At 72.4% G+C, this 22,867-nt stretch carries 20 protein-coding genes and 1 pseudogene; 16 read left to right on the forward strand and 5 right to left on the reverse strand.

From position 1 onward, the window contains the following. Positions 1-31: 31 nt before the first annotated feature. Positions 32-769, reverse strand: coding sequence for a maleylpyruvate isomerase family mycothiol-dependent enzyme (locus ACLJQF_RS14690; RefSeq protein WP_410609094.1), 738 nt, complete (start codon positions 767-769; stop codon positions 32-34). Positions 770-813: 44 nt separating this feature from the next. Here ACLJQF_RS14690 and ACLJQF_RS14695 point away from each other — a divergent pair, with 44 nt between their 5' ends. Continuing rightward, on the forward strand, positions 814-1,719 hold the full coding sequence (locus ACLJQF_RS14695; RefSeq protein WP_410609095.1) for a MerR family transcriptional regulator: 906 nt from the start codon (positions 814-816) through the stop codon (positions 1,717-1,719). A gap of 234 nt (positions 1,720-1,953) precedes the next feature. Here the strand turns inward: ACLJQF_RS14695 and ACLJQF_RS14700 are convergent, their stop codons facing one another. Then, positions 1,954-3,657 (reverse strand): DEDD exonuclease domain-containing protein, encoded by a 1,704-nt coding sequence (locus tag ACLJQF_RS14700; protein WP_410609097.1) that lies wholly within the window; start codon positions 3,655-3,657, stop codon positions 1,954-1,956. A 142-nt stretch (positions 3,658-3,799) separates the two neighbouring features. On the opposite strand from ACLJQF_RS14700, the gene ACLJQF_RS14705 reads away from it, so the two are divergent. From ACLJQF_RS14705 to ACLJQF_RS14720, 4 genes are all read left to right on the forward strand, one after another. Beyond that, entirely contained in the window at positions 3,800-5,197 is a 1,398-nt protein-coding gene (locus ACLJQF_RS14705) for an NYN domain-containing protein (RefSeq protein WP_410609098.1), read from the forward strand. Positions 5,198-5,265: 68 nt separating this feature from the next. Continuing rightward, entirely contained in the window at positions 5,266-5,523 is a 258-nt protein-coding gene (locus tag ACLJQF_RS14710) for a hypothetical protein (RefSeq protein ID WP_410609099.1), read from the forward strand. Positions 5,524-5,967: 444 nt separating this feature from the next. After that, complete coding sequence (locus ACLJQF_RS14715) at positions 5,968-7,023, forward strand: C40 family peptidase (protein ID WP_410609100.1); 1,056 nt, start codon at positions 5,968-5,970, stop codon at positions 7,021-7,023. Positions 7,024-7,097: 74 nt separating this feature from the next. Further along, positions 7,098-8,255 carry a glycosyltransferase family 4 protein gene (locus ACLJQF_RS14720; protein ID WP_410609102.1) on the forward strand — a complete coding sequence of 386 codons (1,158 nt, stop codon included), beginning with the start codon at positions 7,098-7,100 and terminating at the stop codon, positions 8,253-8,255. Here the strand turns inward: ACLJQF_RS14720 and ACLJQF_RS14725 are convergent. Continuing rightward, entirely contained in the window at positions 8,252-8,866 is a 615-nt protein-coding gene (locus tag ACLJQF_RS14725; protein WP_410609104.1) for a uridine kinase, read from the reverse strand. The genes ACLJQF_RS14720 and ACLJQF_RS14725 overlap by 4 nt on opposite strands. Positions 8,867-8,930: 64 nt before the next feature. Between ACLJQF_RS14725 and ACLJQF_RS14730 the strand changes: the two genes are divergently transcribed. The 11 genes and pseudogenes from ACLJQF_RS14730 (at position 8,931) to ACLJQF_RS14780 (ending at position 21,378) form a co-directional block, all read left to right on the forward strand. After that, positions 8,931-9,344: an SRPBCC family protein gene (locus tag ACLJQF_RS14730; RefSeq protein ID WP_410609106.1), complete on the forward strand. Its 414-nt coding sequence runs from the start codon at positions 8,931-8,933 to the stop codon at positions 9,342-9,344. 22 nt (positions 9,345-9,366) lie between these two features. Continuing rightward, complete coding sequence (locus ACLJQF_RS14735) at positions 9,367-10,578, forward strand: cytochrome P450 family protein (protein ID WP_410609107.1); 1,212 nt, start codon at positions 9,367-9,369, stop codon at positions 10,576-10,578. Between the two features lie 162 nt (positions 10,579-10,740). Next, the gene (locus ACLJQF_RS14740; protein ID WP_410609109.1) at positions 10,741-12,021 is read left to right on the forward strand and encodes an adenosylmethionine--8-amino-7-oxononanoate transaminase; all 1,281 of its coding nucleotides are present in this window, start codon (positions 10,741-10,743) and stop codon (positions 12,019-12,021) included. A 207-nt stretch (positions 12,022-12,228) separates the two neighbouring features. After that, complete coding sequence (locus ACLJQF_RS14745) at positions 12,229-14,460, forward strand: bifunctional SulP family inorganic anion transporter/carbonic anhydrase (protein WP_410609110.1); 2,232 nt, start codon at positions 12,229-12,231, stop codon at positions 14,458-14,460. Between the two features lie 324 nt (positions 14,461-14,784). Continuing rightward, positions 14,785-16,962: a SulP family inorganic anion transporter gene (locus ACLJQF_RS14750; RefSeq protein WP_410609112.1), complete on the forward strand. Its 2,178-nt coding sequence runs from the start codon at positions 14,785-14,787 to the stop codon at positions 16,960-16,962. Between the two features lie 30 nt (positions 16,963-16,992). Continuing rightward, positions 16,993-17,256, forward strand: a pseudogene (locus tag ACLJQF_RS14755) (alpha/beta hydrolase); the annotation flags it as partial. A 49-nt stretch (positions 17,257-17,305) separates the two neighbouring features. Then, positions 17,306-18,025 carry a dethiobiotin synthase gene (bioD, locus tag ACLJQF_RS14760; RefSeq protein ID WP_410609675.1) on the forward strand — a complete coding sequence of 240 codons (720 nt, stop codon included), beginning with the start codon at positions 17,306-17,308 and terminating at the stop codon, positions 18,023-18,025. A gap of 165 nt (positions 18,026-18,190) precedes the next feature. Continuing rightward, complete coding sequence (gene bioB / locus ACLJQF_RS14765) at positions 18,191-19,180, forward strand: biotin synthase BioB (RefSeq protein ID WP_410609676.1); 990 nt, start codon at positions 18,191-18,193, stop codon at positions 19,178-19,180. Next, positions 19,167-19,385: a hypothetical protein gene (locus ACLJQF_RS14770; RefSeq protein WP_410609114.1), complete on the forward strand. Its 219-nt coding sequence runs from the start codon at positions 19,167-19,169 to the stop codon at positions 19,383-19,385. Before bioB ends, ACLJQF_RS14770 begins: the two co-directional genes overlap by 14 nt. Positions 19,386-19,692: 307 nt before the next feature. Next, positions 19,693-20,289 (forward strand): DUF2567 domain-containing protein, encoded by a 597-nt coding sequence (locus tag ACLJQF_RS14775; protein WP_410609115.1) that lies wholly within the window; start codon positions 19,693-19,695, stop codon positions 20,287-20,289. A gap of 48 nt (positions 20,290-20,337) precedes the next feature. Continuing rightward, positions 20,338-21,378: a M48 family metallopeptidase gene (locus tag ACLJQF_RS14780; protein WP_410609116.1), complete on the forward strand. Its 1,041-nt coding sequence runs from the start codon at positions 20,338-20,340 to the stop codon at positions 21,376-21,378. Between the two features lie 77 nt (positions 21,379-21,455). On the opposite strand, the gene ACLJQF_RS14785 is transcribed toward ACLJQF_RS14780, so the two are convergent. Together ACLJQF_RS14785 and ACLJQF_RS14790 are read right to left on the reverse strand one after the other, a co-directional pair. Further along, positions 21,456-22,172, reverse strand: coding sequence for an LON peptidase substrate-binding domain-containing protein (locus ACLJQF_RS14785; RefSeq protein ID WP_410609117.1), 717 nt, complete (start codon positions 22,170-22,172; stop codon positions 21,456-21,458). Positions 22,173-22,212: 40 nt separating this feature from the next. Further along, entirely contained in the window at positions 22,213-22,845 is a 633-nt protein-coding gene (locus tag ACLJQF_RS14790) for an NUDIX hydrolase (RefSeq protein WP_410609118.1), read from the reverse strand. Between the last annotated feature and the right edge of the window lie 22 nt (positions 22,846-22,867).

Raw genomic sequence — 22,867 nt, forward strand, 5'->3', positions numbered from 1 at the left:
CTGCGGGTGTCGCCCGCGATCCTAGTGAGCCCTACGCCGCGGTGTGGGCCAGCCAGTGCCCGGCCAGCGCTTCGTCGCCGGTGACGGCGAGGCGGTCCAGGGGCAGGCGGCGGGTCAGCACGAGCAGGAGGTCCTCGACGGGACCGGCCAGCGTCACGTCCGCGGCCGCGGGTTCCCGCGTCCACCGGACGCCGCCGGGGGCGCGGGTGATCAGCCAGCCGGGGCCGGCGTCCGGGGCCAGCCGGAGGGTCTGGCCGGTGCCGCGCAGCTCGGCGAAGTCCGGTTTGAGGCTCGCCGTGACCGGGTCGCAGAGCAGCTCCAGCCACTCGGTGATCGCGTCGGCGGCGAGGTCCGGCGCCACGGTGAACCCGCGGCCGGTGGCCAGGGCCGCGTCGGCGTGGTGGACCGTGGTGTCGTGCAGCATCCGGCGCAGCCAGAACCGGGCCGGCTGGGGGCCGAAGAACGTCCACACCGGAGTGTCACCGGCGGCCCGCACGGCCTCTTCGAGGTCTACGGCGCCTTCACGCAGCCAGTCGGCCCACTTGTCAGGCGAGCCGGGGTCGGCGTCGAACGGGTCCGGGACCGGCGACGGCCCGTCCCGGACGATGCTCGCGGCCCAGCGGTGGGCCTGCCCGACGTGGCCGGTGAGCACCCGCAGCGGCCACTCCGGGCAGGTGGGCACCCGCGTGTCCGGGCCGGCGCCCGCCGCTGCTGCGGCGAACCCGGCGGTGTGCTCGTGGAGTCCTCGGGCGAGTCTGGCGTTGTCCATGGCCGTACCGTAGGAATTCCACCCGGCTGGAGGTTCGACCGAAGGTGACCGGAGACACACTCGGCATCGGCGAGCTGGCGCGCCGGACCGGCGTGCCCGTCCGCACGATCCGGTTCTACTGCGACGAAGGTGTCCTGGAGCCGGTGCGCAGCGCGGGCGGCCACCGCCGCTTCGACCGCGCGGCGATCGACCGGCTCACCCTGGTGCGCCGGCTGCGCGGGCTCGGGCTCGGCCTGCGCCCGATCACCGACGTCCTCGCCGGCCGCTGTTCCCTCGACGACGCCGTCGCGGCCGAGCGGACGGCGCTGGACCGCGAGCTGGCGGCGCTGAGCTGGCGGCGTTCGGTGCTCCGAGCGGTCTCGGAGGCGCCACCGGTCGACCGCGCGGCCCGGCTGGAGCTGCTGTCCGCGGTCCAGGACGGGTATTCGGCGCGCGAGACGCTGGTCCGCCTGTGGCGCCCGATGACCACGGGCCCGATCCCACCGGACACGGCCCGCATGTTCCTGGACATCAGCGCCCCGGAGCCCCCGCCCCAGCCGACGACGGCCCAGGTGGTGGCGTACGCGGAGCTGGTGTTGCTGGCGGCGGACACCCGGCTGGCGGTCGACCTGAAGGCGAGCACGCTGGCCGGCCACGAGCACATCGCGGACCTGGGCGCGCTCCACGCGGAGGTGGGCGAGGCGTGCGTCCTGGCGGGCGCGCGGCTGGCGGCCGGAGCGCGGCCGGCGTCAGGGCCGGAGCTGGACCGTTTCGTGGCGGCCCACGCGGCGGCGCTGGGCACGGGGGACAGCCCGACGTTCCGCCGCGCGCTGAACCACCGGACGGCACCGGACCGCAACCCGCGCCTGCGCCGGTACTGGCACTTGGCGGCCGAGGTCAGCGGTGAGGCGGCGCCGATGGGTCTCGCCCACACGTGGCTGCTGGACGCCCTCGACGCCTCAGCCGCCTGACCGCGACCCCTCCCACCCAGCCAGTCGCTTTCGAGATACGCGAGCCCGCCCCTGGAGGGTGCTGTTGGCGAATGCGAGCGGCCAACTCACTGCCCGCAACGGCCAACTCATCCACCGCAACGGCCAACTCGCCCATGCTTCCGGCGAGTTGGCTACTGCGGGCAGTGAGTTGGCCGTTCCGGAGGGTCAGTGGGGGCACCCGAATTTGCCGGCGGGAGGGGCTGTTCGGGGGTGTCAGTGGATGTGTTCCAGCGAATGGGCGTCCGCGACCAGATCCAGCCAGCCCCGCCACCCCGCGACCGCCGCCGGTTCGGCCCACGGGCGGGTCGTGCGGACCAGCCTCACTCCCGGGCGGGCCAGCCAGCGCAGCAGCACCCCCACCTCCTCCGGCGGCGCGCCGTGGAGCGGGCCCGGGTCCGGCAGCACCGTCTCCGCCGACGCCACCAGCGCCTCCACCACCGGCATCGGCGGCACCCCGCGCCGGGCCACGCCCGCGGACGCCAGGCGGCCGTAGCGGATCACCGACAGCTCCCAGCCGCCTTCGCCGTCCGGGGCCGCCGCGATCAGCTCGCCGATCGACGCCAGCGATGCCTGCCGGTGCGCCCGGCCCAATGCCCGGATCAGCCCCGCCAGCTCGTCGCGGTGCCGGGCCGCCTGCTCGTAGTGCCGGCCCGCGGCGAGGCGCTCCACGTGCTCGGCCGCGGTGTGCAGGGGACCGCCGTCCAGGCCCGCGATCAGCCCCGACACCGACTCGACCACCGGGCCGTACTCGGCCACGCTCTGCCGTCCCGCGCACGGCGCGCCGCAGCGTCCCAGCTCCGCCAGCACGCACGGGGTCCCGTTCGCCGAGCGCGGCGAGATCCGCTGCGTGCACGTCCGCAGGCCCGATGCCCCGGCCAGGGTGTCCGCCGTCGTGCGGGCGTCCGCCTGGTTGCGGAACGGGCCGAGCACGCCCGGCCGCGGCAGGCGGACCACCGAGAGCCGGGGGAACGCCTCCTCCGTCAAGCCGATCCACCAGCCCTGGTGCCGGTTCTTCGACCGCCGGTTGTACGCGGGCCGGTGCGCTCCGATCAGCCGCAGCTCGCGCACCTCCGCCTCCAGCGCGTGCGCGCACACGACGTGGTCGACGCGCTCGGCCAGCGCGACCATCTCCCGGATCCGGCTGCGGTTCTCCGAACCCGTGAAGTACGTCCGCACCCGCCGCCGCAGGTCCTTCGCCGTGCCGACGTACAGGACCTCGTCCTTCGGTCCCTTGAACAGGTAGACGCCCGGTGCCGACGGCAGGTCCGCCGCCAGGTGCCGCTTCGCCCGCTGGGCGACGGTCACCTCCGGCAGGTACCCCATCAGCTCCTCGAGCGAGTGCACGCCCAGGTTCCCGACCCGCTCCAGCAGGCCGTGCAGGACGTCCACCGTCGCCCGCGCGTCGTCCAGCGCCCGGTGCGTCGGGCGCGTCCTCGCCCCGAACAGCAGCGCCAGCGCGGTCAGGTTGTACCGCCCGACCTCGTCCCGCGGCACCACCCGCCGCGCCAGCCGGACCGTGCACACCACCGTCGGCTTCGGCCACACGTACCCGTGCCCCTCGCACGCCGCCCGCATGTGGGACGTGTCGAAGCCCGAGTTGTGCGCCACCAGCACCGCACCGCCGATGAACTCCAGGAACGCCGGCAGCACCTCCTCGATCGGCGGCGCGTCGTAGACCATGGCCTGCGTGATCCCGGTCAGTGAGACGATCTGCGGCGGGATCGGCGCGCCCGGGTTCACCAGCGTCGCGAACTCGCCCAGCACCTCGCCCGCGCGCACCTTCACCGCCCCGATCTCGGTGATCCCCGACGGCCCTGGCGGGGCCCCGGTCGTCTCGAGGTCGAAGACGACGAAAGTGGTGTCCCGCAAGGGAGTTCCGAGCTCGTCGAAAGCGAGCTGAGCCTGGACCGAACGCATGGGCGGGACTCTAGGTGCCACCCCCGACAGTTTTTGACGGGCGCAGTGCTCGGTGCCATGACAGGCGCGGTGCCCGGGGCATCCGGAGACGGTCCGTGTGGCGCGCGGGGCGGGATGCAGGGGCGGGGCCTACCCTGGACCAATGCACCCGCAGCCGCTCGTGCCGGAGCCGCCGGGGGACCCCGTGGGTCCCTCGGGCGTCGCGTCGCGCCCCGAGCCGGCCGAGGAGCCCGCTGACCAGGCCGGACATCCCGAACCCGCCACCTGGCCCGCGCTGCCCGAACCGGTGCGCGACCGCATCGCCGAGCTCGCCGCGGCCGCCGTCGCCAAGCTGCCCGCCACCGACGTGCCCCGCCAGCTGCGGCCGGTCGCCAAGTTCGCCCCGGCCAAGCGCGCCAAGCTCGGCGGCGCCGCCCTGCTCGCGGCCCTCGGCGACTCGTCCCAGTTCCGGACCGCCGTCATCGAATGGCTGCGCGAGCACCGCACCGACGCGCTCGACCCCAACGCCGTCGACTCCGTCGCCGCGGCGGCCGCCGCGGTCCTGCTCGGCGAGTCCGGGGCCGCCGGGCGCGTCCGCCTGGTCGCCCGGAACGCCGAGGAAAACGCCCTGCGCGCCGAACGCGACGCCGCCCTCGCCCGCACCCAGCGGCTCGAAGCCGAGCTCGCCCAGGTCCGCGCCGAGCTCGCCGAGGCGAAACAAGCCGCCGAAAACGTCCGGGGCGAGCGCGAGGGCGAAGTCGAGAAGCTCCTGAAGCGTCTCCGCGAACAAGGCGTCCAGCTGCGCCAGGCCAGGGACTCGGCCGAAGAGGCGTCGGCCGACGCCGAACGCGGTTCCGCCGCCCGCAACGCCGAGATCGCCGCCCTCACCACCCAGCTCGGGCGCGAACGCCAGCGCGTCGCCGGGGAACGTGCCCGTGCCGAGCGCGCGGTCGCCGACGCCGAGATCGCCCGCCAGTCCGCGCGCGAGGCCCGCCAGGCCGACGAGGTGCGGCTCGCCCTGCTCATCGACACCATCGACGGCGCCGTCACCGGCCTGCGCCGCGAGCTCGCCCTCGGCGCGCGCGGTGCCCGCCCGGCGGACATGGTCCGCGGCGCCAGCTCCGGTATCGGGCAGGGCGGCAAGATCGCCGACGTGTCCACCCTGGACCGCTACCTCGCGCTGCCCAACGTGCACCTGATCGTCGACGGCTACAACGTCACCAAGACCGGTTACCCGGAGCTCGCCCTCGCCGACCAGCGCGACCGGCTGATCCACCAGCTGTCCGCGCTGGCCGCGCGCACGTCCGCCGAGGTCACCGTGGTGTTCGACGGCGCCGGCGTGCTCTCCGTCCCCGCCTCGGTGCCGCGCGGGGTGCGGGTGCTGTTCTCCGACCGCGGGGTGCTCGCCGACGACGTCATCCGCAACCTCGTCGCGGCCGAGCCGGCGGGGCGGCCCATGGTCGTCGCGACGTCCGACCGGGCGGTCGCGGACTCCGTGCGGGGTCGCGGCGCCCACCCGGCGCCGTCATCGGTGCTGGTCAGCCGCCTGTCGAGGGTCTGACCGCCGAAAATTGTCGGTGGTGGCGCCTACCGTCCTCCCCAAGTCAGTTCCGACGTGAGGAGGACCACATGAGCGACACCCCCGAGCTGTCCGGAGTGGACGTCTCGCACATCGCCGTTTCGGACATGGAGAACCTGGTGGTCGATTGCGACCGGTGCGTGGTGCGCGGTATCTCGTGCCACGACTGCGTGGTGAGCGTCCTGCTCGGCGCGCCACCCGCGGTGGTGTGGGACGCCGACGAGCGGCGCGCGGTCGACGCGCTGGCCGAAGCCGGGATGGTGCCACACCTGCGGCTGGTCGAAGAACCGATCCGGCGCACCGCCTGATTTCCACCGTTTCGTGGCGGCGCGCCGAATGGTCGATTGAATCGGTGAACGGTCGGTAGCCGAAAAGCGCTGCGGAGAAACCCCAGCGTGTAACGCCCATCACATGTTTCTTCCCGCCCTGGTCCGATGGTGTTCAGCGGCGTCACGCAGAGTTTTTGGCGGAGAGGTGGTGGACGTGGTGGCGGTCTTTTCGTAACCTGTCCGAGATCTCGTGGCCCCCGGCCGTCGATGTAGGCGGCGACGCGAGATCGCCGCCGGACGCAGCTTTGTCGGGAAGCTGGGAACCGGAACCACCACCGCGTGCTTCACCTGTTGCGGCTCGTGCATGTCAAAAGCGCACGGTTCGGGCGCGTGGTGGCGGGGACAGCGGAGAAGAGGAAATCCCCGACCTCTTCTTGCCCCGGTCCCCCTCGGCGGCCGAGACCAAAGGAGACCCGCGCGACCGTGCAGTCGCATTCCCTCAGGCGCGTGGTTTCAGGTGCCCTCGCCGCGGCCTCGGTGATCACCCTCGTCACCGTGGCCCAGCCGACGGCCACCGCCGCCCCCGTCCCCGTTCTCCAGACCCCGCCCGCCGGTTCCGACGCCCTCGCCAAGTACCGCGACCTCGCGGCCCAGGCCGAGAAGCTCAACGAGGACCTGCTTTCGGCCAAAGACGACCTGGCCAAGAAGCAGGGCGAACTCGACAAGGCCAACGGTGACCTCACCGCCGCGAAGGCAGAGGCCACCAAGGCGTCCGAAGGCCAGAAGAAGTACCAGACCGAGGTCGACAAGTTCGCCGGTGCGTCCTTCACCAGCGGTGTCCAGCTGAACAAGCTGTCGGCGCTGCTGGCGGGCACGTCCACCCAGGACTTCCTCGACCGCTCTTCGGCGCTCGAGGTCATCGCGACCGGCAAGAACGCCGCGATGGGCAACCTCACCGGTGCCGTCCAGCAGGCCCTCGACGCCGCAGCCAAGGCCGGCGACGCCACGAAGCGCTCGCAGGACGCGCGCGACGCGGCGCTCAAGCTGACCCAGGACATCGAGGCCAAGAAGAAGAACCTGCAGGACCAGATCGACCAGCTCGACGCGGCCAACAAGAACCTCAGCGCCTCGGACAAGGCCGCCCAGAAGGACCGCGGTGGGTCCGCACCCACCAACATCCAGGCGCCCACGGCGGCCGCGCAGGCGGCCGTGACCGCCGCGCTGAGCAAGCTCGGCAGCCCGTACAAGTACGGCGCCACCGGGCCGGGCACGTTCGACTGCTCGGGCCTGACGTCGTGGGCCTACGGACAGGCCGGGGTGACCATCCCGCGGACCAGCCGCGAGCAGTCCACCTTCGGTGCCGCGGTGCCGCGGGACCAGCTCCAGCCGGGCGACCTCGTGTTCTTCTACTCGCCCGTTTCGCACGTCGGCATGTACATCGGCGACGGCAAGATGGTGCACGCGCCCGACACCGGTGACGTCGTGAAGATCTCGCCGCTGCAGAGCCAGTACTCGGGAGCGCGACGCCCGACGTCGTGATTTCGCAGCTGCGTCGATTCGAAGGGGCGGTACCGCACACGCGGTGCCGCCCCTTCGCCGTTAGCCTCTGGGGCGTGCTCAAGACCCTGCTCGTGACCAACGACTTCCCGCCCCGGCCCGGGGGGATCCAGAACTACCTGAACTCCCTCGCCACCCGGCTGCCGGCGGACGACCTGGTCGTCTACGCGCCTTCGTGGGAGTCGCGGACGGGGTCGCACGAGGAGTTCGACGCCGAGGCGCCGTTCGAGGTCGTCCGGCACCCGACGTCGCTGATGCTGCCGACGCCGGACGTGCTCCGCCGGGCGAAGCAGATCATGCGCGCGCGGGACTGCGAAGCCGTCTGGTTCGGGGCCGCGGCGCCGCTGGCGCTGCTGGGGCACTCCCTGCGCCGGGCCGGTGCGCGCCGCGTCGTCGCGTCGACGCACGGCCACGAGGTCGGCTGGTCGATGCTCCCGGCTTCGCGGCAGGCGCTGCGGCGCATCGGCGACACCGCCGACGTCGTCACCTACGTCAGCCGGTACACCCGCGGCCGCTTCGCCGCGGCGTTCGGCGCGATGGCCGGGCTGGAGCTGCTGCCGTCCGGGGTCGACACCGAGGTGTTCCGGCCGGATCCGGCCGCGCGGGCGGAGATCCGCGCCCGGCACGGCCTCGGCGACCGGCCGACCGTCGTCTGCGTGTCGCGGCTGGTCCCGCGCAAGGGCCAGGACCAGCTGATCCGCGCGCTCCCGTCGATCCGCGAGCGCGTTCCGGACGCGGCGCTGCTGCTCGTCGGCGGCGGCCCGTACCGCAAGCAGCTCACCGAGCTGGTCACCGGGCTGGGCCTGGAACGCGACGTCGTGCTCACCGGGTCGGTGCCGTGGGCCGAGCTGCCCGCGCACTACACCGCGGGTGACGTCTTCGCGATGCCCGCGCGCACCCGTGGCAAGGGTCTCGACGTCGAGGGGCTCGGCATCGTCTACCTGGAGGCTTCGGCGACCGGCCTGCCGGTGGTCGCCGGCAACTCCGGCGGCGCGCCCGAGGCGGTGCTCGACGAGGTCACCGGGCACGTCGTCGAGGGCCGGGACGTCGTCCAGCTGAGCGAGACCCTGGCCAGCCTGCTGGCCGACCCGGTGCGCGCGCGCCGGATGGGCCAGGCCGGGCGGGAGTGGGTGACGGCGACCTGGCGCTGGGACGTCATGGCGGGGCGGCTGTCCGGCCTGCTGGACGGCGATCCGGTGGCCGTCGTCCGTTAAGGCGTGTACAGCGCCGGGTGCCGGGGATCATCGACGCGCACGACGACGTCGGCCAGCGAGCTCGGGTTCACCTCGTCCTCGTAGCGTTCGTAGGCCGGGACGGCCCAGCCGTCCGGCACGCGGCGGCGCAGGGCGGCGGGGGAGAGCCACAGGTGCACGGCCAGGTCGAAGGCCAGCCCGGCGCCGAGCAGCAGTTCGCCGTCGAGGAGCACGACGGCGCCTTCGGGCAGCGGCACCCGCCCGGCGCGGGTCGCCCGGTCGCGTTCGGCGTCCCACAGCGACGGCAGGACCTCGCCGGACCCCTTCAGCGGCTCCAGGACTTCGCGGCGGAGGGCGCCGAGGTCGAGCCAGTCGGTGTAGCGGGCGTCGGGGTTCGTGCGGCCGTGCTCGAAGCGCAGGGAGGCGGGGCGGAGGAAGTCGCGGGCCGACACGCGCAGGGCCGCGCGGCCGCGCAGGCGCAGCGGATCGACCAGGGCGTCGGCGAGTTCCGCGGTTCCGGTGGCGCCCGCGGCGCCGTCGACGGCCACCACGATCCGCGGCGCGGTGAGCGCGTCGATGCGATCGGTGAGTTCGCCGGCGAGGACGGTGGGGGAGATCGGGCGGTAGCGCACGGGTCGCCATCCTCCACCCGGACCGCCCGCCGGTTTTGTCGTACCCCGGTGCGAGGATGAGGACATGACTTCTTCAACGGGGAAGACGGCCGATGTCGGGTGGAACATCGGTGTTTCGCGGACCCTGCCGTACCCGGCCGGGGCGGTGTGGGACTTCCTGGTCAGCCGGGACGGCGTCGCGATCTGGCTCGGCCCCGGTGTCGAGCTGCCGACGGAAGCGGGCACGGAGTACGAGACGGCGAACGGCACGGTCGGCGAGATCCGCAGCTTCGTCGACGGCGACCGGGTGCGGCTCACGTGGCGGCCGAGCGACTGGGACCACGACTCGACGGTGCAGGTGCGGCTGAGCGGCTCGGGGGCGAAGACGACGCTGCGCTTCCACCAGGAATGGCTTGCGGGCGCGGAAGAACGCGAGGAACAACGGGCATACTGGCAGGACGTGACCGAGCGCGTCGTGGCGGCACTCGCCGAACGCTGACGCCGGGAGTTTGGGGGCTGACGTGACGACCGACGAGATCGTCGAGGTGGCGGAGGACTTCGCCCAGGATGCGCACCTGTTCTCGGAACTGCTGCGCGGGGGCGGCCCGGTGCGCCGGGTGCGGCTGCCACCGCGGGGGCTGCCGTGTTACCTGGTCACCGGGTTCGCGGAGGCACGGGCGCTGCTGGCCGATCCGCGGCTGCGGAAGAACAGTCAGGGCATCCGGGAGCTGTTCGAGGTGAAGCTGCCGCCGGAGGCCCAGATGAGCGGCTTCGGGCAGGACCTCAGCCAGCACATGCTCAACTCGGACCAGCCGGACCACACGCGGCTGCGGAAACTGGTCAACAAAGCGTTCACCGCGCGGACGGTGGCGCGGCTGCGGCCGCGGGTCGAGGAAATCACCGGGGAGCTGCTCGACGCGCTGGCCGGGCAGGAGCGGGCCGACCTGGTGGCGTCGTTCGCCGCGCCGCTGCCGATCACGGTGATCTGCGAGCTGCTCGGCGTCCGGGAGGAGGACCGCTCGGAGTTCTCCGGCTGGTCGAAGACGCTGCTGAGTGCGGCGGTGCACCCGGAGCGGATGCAGGCTGCGGCGGCGAGCATGTTCGCCTACCTGACGGAGCTGATCGCCCAGAAGCGCGCCGAGCCGGCCGAGGACCTGCTGTCGGACCTGGTCCACGCGAGCGACGACGGCGATTCGCTGTCCGAGCCCGAGCTGGTCTCGATGGCGTTCCTGCTGCTGGTGGCGGGGCACGAGACGACGGTCAACCTGATCGCCAACGGCGTGCTGGCGCTGCTGCGCGAGCCGGAGCAGCTGGCCCGGCTGCGTGCGGAGCCGGCGCTGCTGCCGGGCGCGGTCGAGGAGTTCCTGCGTTTCGACGGCCCGATCCACCTGGCGACGCTGCGGTTCACGGCGGAACCGGTGGAGGTGGCCGGGGTGACGATCCCGGAGGGCGAGTTCGTGCTGGTCTCGCTGCTGGGCGCGAACCGTGACGCGGAGCGCTACCCGGAGCCGGACAAGCTGGACATCACCCGCGCGGCCGGCGGGCACCTGGCGTTCGGGCACGGGATCCACTACTGCGTGGGGGCGCCGCTGGCCCGGCTCGAGGCGGAGATCGCGCTCGGCGGGTTGCTGGCGCGGTTCCCGGACATCGCGCTGGACGCCAAGGCGGATGAGCTGGTCTACCGGACGAGTTCGCTGGTGCACGGCTTGGAGGTGCTGCCGGTCCGGTTGTGAGGTGGGCCAGGGCCAGGGACGGTCGGGGGAGAGGCTGCGGCAGGTCGGTCCCACCTCGCCGCCGAGGGGCGGAAACCCGGCCGAGGCGGTGTCGTAGGCTCCGCCTTCCTCCCCGCCACCACCCTCAGCGGAGGCGCTTCGCGCCACTGTTTTAATTCGAGGATGGACTCCGCCGACCTGCTCGCCCTCGATGCCCAGCACGTCTGGCACCCCTACGCGCCGATGCCGGCGAAGGTGCCTTCGTTGCTGGTCACCGAGGCGAGCGGGGTCCGGCTGAAGCTGGCCGACGGGCGGGAGCTCGTCGACGGGATGTCCTCGTGGTGGTCGGCCATCCACGGCTACCGGCACCCGGTGCTCGATGCCGCCCTCGCCGCGCAAGCCGGGCGGATGAGCCACGTCATGTTCGGCGGCCTCACCCACGAGCCCGCCATCACCCTCGCCAAGACGCTCGCCGACCTCAGCCCCGACGGCCTCGAGCACGTCTTCCTCTGCGACTCCGGTTCCGTCTCGGTCGAGGTCGCCGCGAAGATGTGCCTGCAGTACCACCGTTCTCGCGGGCTTCCCCGGAAACGGCGGCTGCTCACCTGGCGCGGCGGCTACCACGGGGACACCTTGACCCCGATGAGCGTCTGCGACCCCGAAGGCGGCATGCACTCGCTGTGGCGTGGTGTCCTGCCCGAACAGATCTTCGTGCCCGCGCCGCCGTCCGGGTTCGACACGCCACCCGATCCGTCCTATGTGGACATACTGGCCGCGGAGATCGAGCGGCACGAGGACGAACTCGCCGCGGTGATCGTCGAACCCGTCGTGCAGGGCGCCGGCGGGATGCGGTTCCACCACCCCGGCTACCTGCGTGCCCTCCGGGAAATCACCGAAGCGCACGACGTGCTGCTCGTCTTCGACGAGATCGCCACCGGCTTCGGCCGCACCGGTGCGCTGTTCGCCGCCGAGCACGCGGGCGTCACGCCCGACGTCATGTGCGTCGGCAAGGCGCTCACCGGTGGCTACCTGAGCATGGCCGCCGCCCTGTGCACCCCGGCCGTTGCCGAGGGCATCGCTCGCGGCGAACTGCCCGTTCTCGCGCACGGCCCGACCTTCATGGGCAACCCGCTCGCCTCGGCCGTCGCCAACGCCTCCCTCGGCCTGCTCGCCGACGGCAGCTGGCGCGGCGACATCACCCGGATCGAGAAGGCGCTGCTCGACGGCCTCGCCCCGGCGCACGACCTGCCCGCGGTCACCGACGTGCGGGTGCTGGGCGGGATCGGCGTGCTGCAGCTCGACCACCCCGTCGACATGGCCACCGCGACCGACGTCGTCACCGCGCACGGTGCTTGGCTGCGGCCGTTCCGGGACCTCGTCTACGCCATGCCGCCGTACGTTTCGACTGACGACGACCTCGACGTGATCACCCGGGCGATGCTCGCGGTCGCGGAAAAGGCCTGAATTCAGCACATCGGGTGTGACCACCGGCACACCGAGACCCGAAGATCCCTCATCGTCGCGCTGCGTGGCAACGGAAGATCGAAACCACGCGAACGGCGGAGGCGGTAAGTGTGATGGGGCCGGTGGACCGGTCCACCCTGTGCCCGGGCGAACGCGAGAAATGCTTGCGTAGCGGACTTTTCGCGCGCTTTCGGCGATCCTGCCCCCATGATCGAGATCGTTCGTGGCGAACACGACACCGGACCCCCGAAGCACTCCGAGCACCGGGAGAACCTCAAGCACGATTTCCTCGCATCGATAGTCGTCTTCCTCGTCGCCGTCCCCCTGTCCCTCGGCGTGGCCTTCGCCGCCGGGGCACCGCTGCTCTCCGGCCTGATCTCCGCCGTCGTCGGCGGGCTGGTCGCGAGCCTCCTCGGCGGATCGCCGCTGCAGGTCAGCGGCCCCTCCGCTGCCCTCACCGTGGTACTGGCCGACACGATCGCCACCCACGGCTGGCCCGTCACCTGCGCGATCACCGTCGCCGCGGGCCTGCTCCAGATCCTCTTCGGCCTCACCAAGGCCGCCCGCGCCGCGCTCGCCGTCTCGCCGGCGATCGTGCACGGCCTGCTCGCCGGCATCGGCGCCACCCTCGTGCTGGGCCAGCTGCACGTCGTCCTCGGCGGCTCGGCGCAGGGCTCCGCACTGGCGAACGTGCTGGCCCTGCCGGCGCAGATCGCCACGCACCACGACCAGGCCGTGCTCGTCGGCATCGTCACCCTCGGCGTCCTGCTGGCCTGGCCGCGGCTGCCGAACGCCGTCCGCCGCGTGCCCGCGCCGCTGGCCGCCGTCGCGCTGGCCACCGGCCTGTCCGTCGCGACCGGCATGAACCTGCCGCGCGTCGACCTCCCCGCCGGGCTGCCGGCCCTGCACATCGTCCCGCGGCTGCCGGACGGCGGCTGGGGCAGCTTCGCCGCCGCCGCCCTCACCATCGCGCTCATCGCCGGCCTGGAGAGCCTGCTGTCCGCCGTCTCGGTGGACAAGCTCCGCGGCGGCCCGCGCACCGACCTCGACCGCGAGCTGATCGGGCAAGGGGCGGCGAACGTCGCCGCCGGCGCGCTCGGCGGGTTCCCCGTCACCGGGGTCATCGTGCGCAGCATGACCAACTTCGAGGCCGGCGCGCGCACCCGGGCGTCGGCGATCCTGCATTGCGCCTGGATCCTCGCCGCCTGCCTGCTGCTCACCGGCGTGCTGCGGCTGATCCCCCTCGCCGCGCTGGCCGCGCTGCTGGTGTACGTCGGGATGAAGCTGGTCAACCTCCCGGCGTTGAAGGAGGTCCGGCGCCACGGCGACCTGCCCGTCTACGCCGTCACCCTGGCCGGTGCCGTGGCCGTCAACCTGCTCACCGGCGTCGCGGCGGGGATCCTGCTGGCCCTGGCGATGATGCTGCGGCGGATGATCTTTTCCGGGATTCACGTCGAGAAGGACGGTGACCGCCACCGCGTCGTCATCGAAGGCGCGCTGACGTTCCTGTCCGTGCCGCGGCTGACCCGCGTGCTCGCCGGCGTGCCACCGCACGCCGAGGTCACCCTCGAGCTGCTCGTCGACTACCTCGACCACGCCGCGTTCGACTGCCTGCGCGGCTGGCAGCAGGCGCACGCCGGGTGCGTCACGGTCGACGAGATCGGGCACCCGTGGTTCGAACGCGGCCGCTCGGGGGAGCCGACCGTGCGCCGCAGCGTCGCCGCGCGCGTCGTGCCGCGGTGGCTCGCGCCGTGGTCGCAGTGGCAGGCCGAGCACGTCGCGGTGCCCGCCCAGCGCACCGCCAGCTCGCTGCTGTGCCGTGGCGCTTCGGAGTTCCAGCGCCGCACCGCGCCACTGCTGCGCGAGACGTGGGACGGGCTGGCGCACGGCCAGCAGCCGCACACGCTGTTCATCACCTGCGGTGACGCGCGGATCGTGCCGAACCTGATCACCACCAGCGGGCCGGGGGACCTGTTCACCGTGCGGAACATCGGCAACCTGGTGCCGCCGGCCGAGGGCACCGACTCGTCGGTCGGTGCGGCGATCGAGTACGCCGTCGGTGTGCTCGAGGTCGCCGAGATCGTGGTGTGCGGGCATTCCTCCTGCGGCGCGATGAAGGCGCTGCTCGGCCGGGCCCCGGACGGGCTCGACCAGCTCGGCAGCTGGCTGCGCCACGGCGAAGCGACGCTCCGGCGCCGCAGCCGCGAGGCACCGCTGCTGCTCGGCGGCGAACGGCCGGCCGCCGAGGCCGACCAGCTCGCGCTGCAGAACGTCGTGCAGCAGCTGGAAACCCTGCGCGGCTACCCGGTGGTCGCCGAGGCACTGGCGCGGGGCGCGCTGCGGCTCACCGGGATGTACTTCGACGTCGGCGCCGCGCAGGTGTCCCTTTTGGACGACGCCGCGCGCGGGTTCGTCCCCGCGGGGGCGCTGGAGCATTAGCCATGAGGGGCACCCTCATGGCTGTGAAGTCCATGAGGGTGCCCCTCATGACGTCGCCCGGGGGAAGCGCTTTCAGCCGGACGAGAGCCAGATCACGCTCCGCGTTCGATCGGCTACGTACCTCTCTTCGGGAGGTGTCGCTCGCCCGCGCTTCGTGGCCGGGAAACCCTTATATAGTCCCGGATTCAACTGTCAAGCGACAGGCGGCGGGGTGTTACGGGTGCGTTAACGACATGTCCGATTTGTGACAAAAGGGTGAAATATCGCCAGTTATTCACTCGAACGGGTGGTGCATAGCGGACATTTCACTCGATTTCCGGTTGCATGGTGATCATGAGACCCCTCGCCGTGCTCCGACACGACCTGCCGGCCTCACTGGTCGTCTTCCTCGTAGCTGTCCCCCTGTCCCTGGGCATCGCCCTCGCTTCGGGCGCCCCGGTCGCCGCCGGGCTGGTCGCCGCCGTCGTCGGCGGCATCGTCGCCGGCGCGCTCGGCGGCTCCGTGCTGCAAGTCAGCGGGCCCGCCGCCGGCCTGACCGTGGTCATGGCCGAAACCATCCAGACGTTCGGCTGGGCCGTCACCTGCGCGATCACCGTCGCCGCCGGCGCGCTGCAGATCTTGCTGGGGCTGAGCCGCATCGCCCGCGCCGCGCTGGCCATCTCGCCGGCGATCGTGCACGGCATGCTGGCCGGCATCGGCGTCACGATCGTGCTCGGCCAGTTGCACGTCATCCTCGGCGGCAAGGCGCAAAGCTCCGCGATGAAGAACGTCGCCGAGCTGCCCGCCCAGATCGTCGCCCACCACGGCGCCGCCACCATCGTCGGCCTGCTCACCATCGCCCTGCTGCTGATCTGGCCGAAGCTGCCGGCAGCCGTCCGCAAGGTGCCGGGTCCGCTCGCCGCGATCGCGGTCGCCACGGTGGTGTCGGTCGCGTTCGGGATGACGCTCCCGCGCGTCGAACTGCCCGGGGACCTGCTGAACATCCACCTCGTCCCGCAGCTGCCGGACGGCGGCTGGAGCGGGTTCGCGCTCGCCGTCGTCACGATCGCGCTGATCGCCAGCGTCGAGAGCCTGCTCTCGGCGGTCGCGGTCGACCGCATGCACACCGGGCCGCGCGCCAAGCTCGACCGCGAGCTGGTCGGCCAGGGCGCGGCCAACATGCTCTCCGGTGCGCTGGGCGGCCTGCCCGTCACCGGCGTCATCGTCCGCAGCTCCACCAACGTCACCGCCGGGGCGAAGTCCCGGGCGTCGGCGGTGCTGCACGGCGTCTGGGTGCTGCTGTTCGTCGTCCTGCTCGCCGGGCTGATCCAGAGCATCCCCTTGGCCGCGCTGGCCGGGCTGCTGGTGCACGTCGGCGCGAAGCTGGTCAACCCCGGGCACATGAAGACCGTGCTGGCCCACGGCGACCTGCCGGTGTACCTGCTCACCCTCGCCGGGGTCGTCGTGTTCGACCTGCTCACCGGCGTGCTGGCGGGCATCGGGCTGGCGCTGGTGCTGATGCTGCGCCGCACGGTCTGGTCGGGCATCCACATCGAAAGGGAAAGCACAGGACGGGAGGGCGACGACTGGCGCGTCGTCGTCGAAGGCGTCCTGACGTTCCTGTCGGTGCCGCGGCTGTCGAAGGTGCTCGGGAGCATCCCCGGCGGTGTCACCGTGCGGCTGGAGCTGGTCGTCGACTACCTCGACCACGCCGCGTTCGAAAGCCTGCACACCTGGCAGCAGGCGCACGAGCGCGCCGGCGGCACGGTGGAGATCGACGAGGTCGGCCACCCCTGGTTCGGCGAAGGCAAGGCGGGCCGCCCGACGCGGTCCCGGCTCGCCGCGAGCAGCGCCGTGCCGCGCTGGCTCGCACCCTGGTCGGAGTGGCAGGCGGCGGAAGGGGTCGACATCCCGGCCCAGCAGACCCGCCGCGGGGCCACGGAGTTCCACCGCCGGGCCGCGCCGCTGCTCAAGGACACGCTGTCCGGGCTCGCGGACGGCCAGCGGCCGCGCACGCTGTTCATCACGTGCGGCGATTCTCGCATCGTGCCCAATCTCATCACCACGAGCGGGCCCGGAGACCTCTTCACCATCCGCAACATCGGAAACCTCGTCCCACCCGGGCAAGCCGACCCGTCGATGAACGCGTCGATCGAGTTCGCGGTCGGCGTGCTCGGCGTGTCGGAGATCGTCGTCTGCGGTCATTCCTCCTGCGGCGCAATGAAAGCCGTCGCGGACGGAGCGCCGGAGGGGTCGCTGGGCGACTGGTTGCGGCACGTCGGGCCGAGCACGCAGCGGTCCGGCGCGCTCACCGTCGACGGCGTCCGGCCCGCCCGCGAGGCCGACCGGCTGGCCCTGCGCAACGTTCTGCAACAGCTCGAGCACCTGCGGGAGTACCCGCTGGTCACGGCGGCCGAGACGGCCGGGAAACTGCAGCTGACCGGCATGTACTTCGATGTCGGGGCGGCGAGCGTGCACCTGCTCGACGGGGAGGCGCGCACGTTCGTCGCCGCCGGGCAGTAGCCCGAACGGCGGTTCCCGTTCTGGCCGGCGAAGCGGACCGAACCGCAGGTGCGCATCACCGACCGCGGCCCGTCGAAGATCCTCATGGTGCAGAACCCGCGCGACAACGGCACCGACTACCCGGGCGGCGTCGAGATGCGCGCGGCACTGGGGCACCGGGCCAAGCTGCTGACGGTCGACCAGGGCGGGCACCGCGCCTACCTGTTCGGCACCAACGCCTGCGCGAACGCCGCGGTGGCCCGTTACCTCGCCGAGGGGGTGCGCCCGGCCGGGGACGCGTTCTGCCCGGCTTGACCCGGTCGTCGCCCGTCAGCCGGGGTCACTATCTTGATTGGTCGTGACCATGCTGGTGATGACGGGGACCGGGACCGGGGTCGGCAAGACGATCACCACGGCGGCGATCGCGGCCTTGGCGGTGGCCGGCGGGCAGCGGGCGGCGGTGCTGAAACCGGCCCAGACCGGTGTCCGCCCCGATGAGCCCGGTGACCTGCAGGACGTCGTCCGCCTCGCCGGGCCCGAGGTGACGACGCGCGAGCTGCGCCGATATCCGGACCCGTTGTCGCCGGAGGCCGCGGCCCGCCGCAGCGGCCTCCCGGCGCTCGACCCCGGCGAGATCGCGCAGGCGGCGTCGGACCTGGACACCGGGCACGACCTCACCCTGATCGAAGGCGCGGGCGGGCTGCTGGTGCGCTTCGACAGCACCGGCGCCAGCCTCGCCGACGTCGCCTGGTCGCTCGGCTCGCTCGTGATCATCGTGGCCGAGGCCGGCCTCGGCACGCTCAACGCGACCGCGTTGACCGCCGAGGTCGCGTCCAAGCGCGGGCTCACCGTCGCCGGGGTGATCATCGGCGCGTGGCCCGCCGAACCGGACCTCGCGGCGCTGTCCAACCTCGAAGACCTGCCGGTCGCGGCGGGCGCGCCCCTGCTCGGCGTGCTCCCCGCGGACATCGGCCAGGCCTCCCGCGAGGACTTCCTGGCCGCGGCGAGGGCCGGGCTCTCGCCGTGGTTCGGCGGCGAATTCGACCCCGAGCTGTTCGCCGGGTGCGCTTCCGCCGGGAAGTGACCTGCATCGCTGTCCCCTCGACGCGCCTTCGTGCACGATGAGGGACGTTTGCCGCACCACCTCGATCAAGGAGCCGCCGTGACCGCAGTCCCGGACACCGATGTCAGTGACAGCCGGGGCTCCGCCCCGGGCCGGGGGCTCCGCCACCCGGAGCCCCCGAAAGATCTGCTCGTCCTCGCGCGCGAGCAGGTCCTCGAAAACGGCGTCGGCCTCGGCGAACAGCAGGTCCTCGACGTGCTCCGGCTGCCCGACGACCGGCTGCCCGACCTCCTCGCCCTGGCACACGAGGTCCGGATGCGCTGGTGCGGGCCCGAGGTCGAGGTCGAAGGCATCATCAGCCTCAAGACCGGCGGCTGCCCCGAGGACTGCCACTTCTGCTCCCAGTCCGGCCGCTTCCCGACGCCGGTGCGCTCGGCGTGGCTCGACATCCCGAACCTGGTCAAAGCCGCCCGGCAGACCGCCGAGACCGGCGCGACGGAGTTCTGCATCGTCGCCGCCGTCCGCGGGCCGGACAAGCGGCTGCTCTCGCAGGTCCGCGAGGGTGTGAAGGCGATCCGGGAGGACGGCAACGACATCCAGATCGCCTGCTCGCTGGGCATGCTGACGCAGGAGCAGGTCGACGAGCTCGTCGACATGGGCGTCCACCGCTACAACCACAACCTCGAGACGGCGCGCTCGCACTTTCCGTCGGTGGTCACGACGCACACGTGGGAAGAGCGCTGGGACACCCTGCGGATGGTCGCCGACGCGGGCATGGAGGTCTGCTGCGGCGGCATCATCGGCATGGGGGAGACGGTCGAGCAGCGCGCGGAGTTCGCCGTGCAGCTGGCCGAGCTGAACCCGCACGAGGTGCCGATGAACTTCCTCATCCCGCAGCCGGGCACGCCGTACGAGAACTACGAGATCGTCGAGGGTCGCGACGCGCTGCGGACGGTGGCGGCGTTCCGGCTCGCGATGCCGCGCACGATGCTGCGCTTCGCCGGCGGCCGCGAGCTGACGCTCGGTGACCTCGGTGCGGAGCAGGGCATGCTCGGCGGGATCAACGCGATCATCGTCGGGAACTACCTGACCAACCTGGGCCGGCCCGCTTCGGCGGACCTGGAGATGCTGGACGAGCTCAAGATGCCGATCAAGGCCCTCAGTGACAGCCTCTGACCCTGCGTTCTCCGACGCGGCCTTTTGTGTCCACTGTGGACAGGGGTCGCCGGGTGGGGCGGACCACCCGGCGTGCCACAACCCGCGGACGGTGCTGGAGCCGCCGCGGTACTGCACGTTCTGCGCGCGGCGGCTGGTGGTCCAGGTCAGCCCGCTCGGCTGGACGGCCCGCTGCAGCCGGCACGGCGAGACGGCGAGCGGCTGACCGGTGACGCGGCCGGGTAACTAACCGGATCGTTCATTGGCTTGGCTTGGCCCGAGGGGCGGTGGCGTAACGAACCAGATCGTTCATTGTGTCGCCTCGCGGAGCGGCGCCGGACGAACCAGATCGTTCATTGCCTCGCCTCGCGGGACGCGCCGAACGAACCGGATAGTCCATTGCATCGATGGTGCAGCGGCGGCGTAACGAACCAGATCGTTCACAGCGCCCCGAGCCGACACGGGCGAGTGGCTCACCGCACTCACGCATCGACCGGTTACGCTCGGTGGCACTGTCGCAGGAAGGAGTCCGGGTGAGTGAGTCGTCGGGGCCCGCGCACCGGCCGTCGGCCGTGCCCGGCCCGTGGTCGGTGCCCGTGCTGTTCCGGGAGCGGCGGCCCCGGGTCGTCGTCAAGGCCGACCTGCTGCCCGCGCTGAGCATCCTGTTCACGCTGACCGTGTTCAGCTTCCCGATCGGCCTCCTGTGGTCCCGGCTCGCGCCGCCCGAGCGCGTCCGCATCATCGCCACCGACGGCACCCAGGGCGCGCTCGAGCTCGAGAGCTGGCACCGCTTCGACGACCTCGCGGTCTTCGGGTTCCTCACCCTCGGGTTCGGGATCGTCGCCGGCGTCGTCGTGTGGCTCCTGCGTGAGCGGCGCGGGCCGGTGGTGTTCGCCGCCACGGTGCTCGGCGTCGCGGTCGCGAGCGCGCTGGCGATGTGGATCGGCCTCCGGATGGCCAACGGCCACTACACGATCAGCACGCCGCCCGCGCTGGGCGCGGTGATCGAGCTGGCGCCGCGCCTGGAGTCGTGGTGGGTGCTGCTGACCGGCCCGCTCGGCGTGTCGATCGCCTACAGCCTGTTGGCCACCTGGAACGGGCGCGACGACCTGGGCCGCCGCCTCGGCTGACCGCTTTCCCCTAAGGTGGTGTGCGTCACCTACAGGGGGGATCCATCAGTGACTGAGGACATCGAGGTTTCGCGGCACAACGCCGTCCGCTTTCCCGGCATCAGCCCACGCGCGTACGAGCACCCGGTGGACCGCGGTGCGCTCGCCACGCTGCGCGCGGTGCCCGGCTTCGCCCAGGTCGTCAAGGCGATCTCGGGCTTCTACAACGAGCGCGGCGAGCGGCTGATGGCGCTGGCGTCGTCGATCCGCGTCGGGCCGAAGCAGTACCCGGAGCTCGACCGGCTGCGCCACGAGTGCGCCGAGACGCTGGACCTGCCCGCGGTGCCGAACCTGTTCGTGTTCCAGGACCCGCGGATCCGCGCGGAGACGGTGGGCATGGACGAGCCGTTCATCCGTATCAGCACCGGGCTCGTCGAACTGATGAACCAGGAGTCCCTGCGGTTCGTGATCGGCCACGAGATGGGGCACGTGCTGTCCGGGCACGCGGTGTACCGCACGATCATGGTGCGCCTGATCAGCCTGCAGCTGGCGATGTCGTGGACGCCGGTCAGCGCGCTCGGCATCCGGGCGGTCATCGCGGCGCTGCGCGAGTGGTTCCGCAAGGCGGAGCTGTCGTGCGACCGGGCGGGGCTGCTCTGCAGCCAGAACCCGACGGCGGCGCTGCGGGCCCAGATCCAGGTGGCGGGCGGCATCGACCCGGCCCGCATCGATGTCCCGTCATTCCTGCAGCAGGCCGCGGAATACGAGTCGGTCGAGGACATCCGCGACAGCTTCCTCAAGCTCAAGTCGGTCGAGACGGAGTCGCACCCGTTCGCGGTGGTTCGCGCGGCGCAGCTGCAGAAGTGGGCGGCATCGGAGGAGTACCGCGCGATCCTGGCGGGCGACTACGCGCGCCGCGACTCCGACACCCCGTCGTCCGACTGGAAGGACGACCTCAAGGCGGCGGCCCAGTCGTACAAGGAATCGTGGAACTCGTCGACGGACCCGCTGACGAAGGTGTTCAGCGACGTCGGCGAAGCGGTTTCCGGCGCGGCGGGCAAGGTGTGGAACAAGTTCGGCAACGGGAACGGCGAGGACAACCGTTCCTGACCCGGTTCCCAGCGCCCCAGGTGGCCTTCGTGTTCGTCTGACGCGGCCAAGGCCGCCCGGGGGCGCTTGAGCCGGGGTCAGTTCAGGCTGGCCGGCCGGCTCAGGTCGGTCAGCTCGCCCGGGGGCAGCGGTACCGCGCCCAGCGTGTTCAGGAAGCCCGCCTCCCGCGTCAGCAGCCGGCAGGCGATGCGAAGCCGGCGCAACGGGTGGCGTTCCTCCAGCAGCCGCTGGCGGTCCTCCAGGGGCAGCAGGCAGTCCGCCGCCAGCACGTACGCCAGCTCGGCGATCGTCGTGTCCGGGTCCGGGGCGTGCCAGTCGTCGCTGCGCCAGGCCGTTTCGCAGTACCGCTGGTGCGCCGCGCGGGCGACCGTGGCCAGGCGCTCGGCCATGTCGCCGGACGGGGTCACCGGGTCGTCGTCGACCCACTCCACCGAGGCGATCAGGTACGGCGCCGACACGCAGTCGAGGTCGCGCAGGCGGAAGCGGCGCTGGGCCTGCGTCACGACGTCGAACCGGCCGTCCGGCAGGCGCTTGGCCTCGCGCAGGACCGTGCTGCAGCCGATCTCGTACAACTGGTCCAGACCGCGAACCTCACGGGTCAGTGACGACCGCAGCGCGACCACGCCGAACTCGCGGCCCGGCACCGTGCCGCTCACCAGGTCCGCCATCAGCTGCCGGTACCGCGGTTCGAAGATGTGCAACGGGAGCTTGGTGCCGGGCAGCAACACGGTCTGAAGCGGGAACAACGGCAGGATCGTCGTCGTCGCGGCACTTTCCGATTCCGGCTCGGTCACGCGTCCACCGTAAGGGCAGAACGTCCCCACCGCAGAATGGTCACCGGTTGGGTGGTTTGAACACGGCGAACGGATCCGTGATCTGCATGCCCTTGCCGGCGAAGGAGAACAGTGCCGCCGGCCGCCCGCCCGAACGGCCCGGCGGCGCCGTGCGGCCGGTGGGCACCAGCAGCCCCCGCCGGGACAGCACCCGCTGGAGGTTGGTCGCCGAGACGCGGTACCCCAGCGCCGCCGAATACAGGCCGCGCAGCGCGGAAATCGTGAACTCGTCGGGTGCCAGCGCGAACCCGAGGTTGGTGTACGACAGCTTCGACCGCAGCCGGTCGCGGGCGCGCAGCACGATCGCCTCGTGGTCGAACGCCGTGCGCGGCAGCTTCGCGACGTCGTGCCACTCGGTGTCCTCGGGCACCTCCGGGTCGACGTCGGACGGGACCAGGCCGAGGAACGCCGTCGCCACCACCCGCGGCCCCGGGACGCGGTCCGGGTCGCTGAACACGGCGAGCTGCTCGACGTGTTTGAGCTGGCGGACGTCGACCTTCTCGGCGAGCTGGCGCCGGATCGACGTCTCGACGTCCTCGTCGGGCCGCAGCCGGCCGCCCGGCAGCGACCAGCGGCCCAGGTGCGGGTCGAGCGCGCGCCGCCAGAGCAGCACCCGCAGTGTGTCCGAGCGCACTTGAAGGACCGCGCCCAAAACC

This window comes from Amycolatopsis sp. lyj-109 (assembly GCF_046548995.1).
Classification (GTDB): Bacteria; Actinomycetota; Actinomycetes; order Mycobacteriales; family Pseudonocardiaceae; genus Amycolatopsis.

Coding starts and splice junctions, on each gene's coding strand:
- ACLJQF_RS14690 (WP_410609094.1), bottom strand. CDS start 769: ATGGACAACGCCAGACTCGCCCGAGGACTCCACGAGCACACCGCCGGG.
- ACLJQF_RS14700 (WP_410609097.1), bottom strand. CDS start 3,657: ATGCGTTCGGTCCAGGCTCAGCTCGCTTTCGACGAGCTCGGAACTCCC.
- ACLJQF_RS14705 (WP_410609098.1), top strand. CDS start 3,800: ATGCACCCGCAGCCGCTCGTGCCGGAGCCGCCGGGGGACCCCGTGGGT.
- ACLJQF_RS14710 (WP_410609099.1), top strand. CDS start 5,266: ATGAGCGACACCCCCGAGCTGTCCGGAGTGGACGTCTCGCACATCGCC.
- ACLJQF_RS14730 (WP_410609106.1), top strand. CDS start 8,931: ATGACTTCTTCAACGGGGAAGACGGCCGATGTCGGGTGGAACATCGGT.
- ACLJQF_RS14740 (WP_410609109.1), top strand. CDS start 10,741: ATGGACTCCGCCGACCTGCTCGCCCTCGATGCCCAGCACGTCTGGCAC.
- ACLJQF_RS14745 (WP_410609110.1), top strand. CDS start 12,229: ATGATCGAGATCGTTCGTGGCGAACACGACACCGGACCCCCGAAGCAC.
- ACLJQF_RS14750 (WP_410609112.1), top strand. CDS start 14,785: ATGGTGATCATGAGACCCCTCGCCGTGCTCCGACACGACCTGCCGGCC.
- bioD (WP_410609675.1), top strand. CDS start 17,306: ATGCTGGTGATGACGGGGACCGGGACCGGGGTCGGCAAGACGATCACC.